This is a genomic window from Methylobacterium sp. WL18 (assembly GCF_008040015.1).
GTDB classification, from domain to species: Bacteria; Pseudomonadota; Alphaproteobacteria; order Rhizobiales; family Beijerinckiaceae; genus Methylobacterium; species Methylobacterium mesophilicum.
Window position 1 is genome coordinate 1 of record NZ_VRVD01000980.1, and the last position, 1,214, is coordinate 1,214.

The 1,214-nt window shown below is 73.1% G+C and carries 2 protein-coding genes; one reads left to right on the plus strand and one right to left on the minus strand.

Annotation, left to right across the window (positions count from 1 at the left end; translation table 11 throughout):
- The coding region (locus tag FV228_RS30265) for a nitrilase-related carbon-nitrogen hydrolase (RefSeq protein ID WP_281406553.1) at positions 1-698 on the minus strand (698 nt) is incomplete at its 3' end.
- Positions 699-1,013: 315 nt separating this feature from the next.
- Here FV228_RS30265 and FV228_RS33860 point away from each other — a divergent pair.
- A partial coding sequence (locus FV228_RS33860; RefSeq protein ID WP_147857794.1) for a hypothetical protein occupies positions 1,014-1,214 on the plus strand: 201 nt, incomplete at its 3' end.

The following is a 1,214-nucleotide window of genomic DNA, read 5'->3' on the forward strand; positions in this document are numbered from 1 at the left end:
GCGCGGGACAGCAGCGCCCGCGACTCGGCCCGGCCCACCGTGATCGGGCTGCCCGAGAGGTTGGCGAGCACCGTGGCGCCCGCGAGCGCGGCCCGCATGCCGGGGGATTCCGGCACCCACAGGTCCTCGCAGATCTCGACCCCGACCACGAGGCCGGGCAGGTCCTCGGCCGGGAACAGCAGGTCCGTGCCGAACGGCGCCTCGTGGACCGCGACCCGGATGGTCTCGCCCGCGATCCCGGCCCCGGAGGCGAAGTGGCGCTTCTCGTAGAACTCCCGGTAGTTCGGCAGGAACGTCTTCGGGATCACGCCGAGGAGCCGGCCGCCCTGGATCGCCAGGGCGCAATTGTAGATCCGGTGGCGCCAGCGCAGGGGCGCGCCGACCAGCAGCAGCGGCCGCAGGGCCGCCGATTCGGCGACCACCCGGTCGGTGGCGGCCTCGACCGCGTCGAGCAGGGTCTGCTGCAGCAGCAGGTCCTCGATCGCGTAGGCCGAGAGCCCGAGCTCGGTGAAGACCGCGAGCGCCGCCCCCGATTCGTGGCAGGTCCGGGCGAGGTCGAGCACCGTGTCGGCGTTGCGGTCGGGATCCCCGGGATGGCTGCGCCCGGTGCAGGCCGCCACCCGGGCGAAGCCGTGACGGTACAGGGACCGGAAGCGCGCCTGGAGGTCGGCGGGGGAGGCGGAAGTCGGCTGGGTCACGGGCGCCTGTCCGGGTGAGGGGTGGCTGCCGGTATCATATGGTGCGCGGCCACGCCCCGGCGACGCATACGCTTCCACCGTCATCGCGAGCGCCGCGAAACAACCCGGGGATCCGCCACTCGCGGGAAACTGCTTCGCGCTGCTCGCAATGACGATGTTGGATGGCCCCCACGCAGCCCGGGAACAGGCCGAAAATCCCATCGTGGTGTCCGGCCCGCGGGGGCGCGACAAGCCTCCGTTAACGACAATTGGCCTAACTCGGGGCAGCCCGCCGGCCACTGGCGGATCCCTGTTTCGAGTATCGTTCGAGAACCCATGCGCGCATCGGGACGGCCTCCGTACTCTCACCGTGACCCAGCCCGCCCCGTCCGCGGCGGCGACCGTTCGGGCCTGTCGCTCGGCGCCCTGGCGCACCGGCTGATGGCCTTGCGGGCGAGCCTCGCCCGCCGCCTGTCCGGCTCTCCGGCCGGGCTGCCCGCCCGACCGGCCTACGGAATTCCCGGCCGCCGGGCGGAG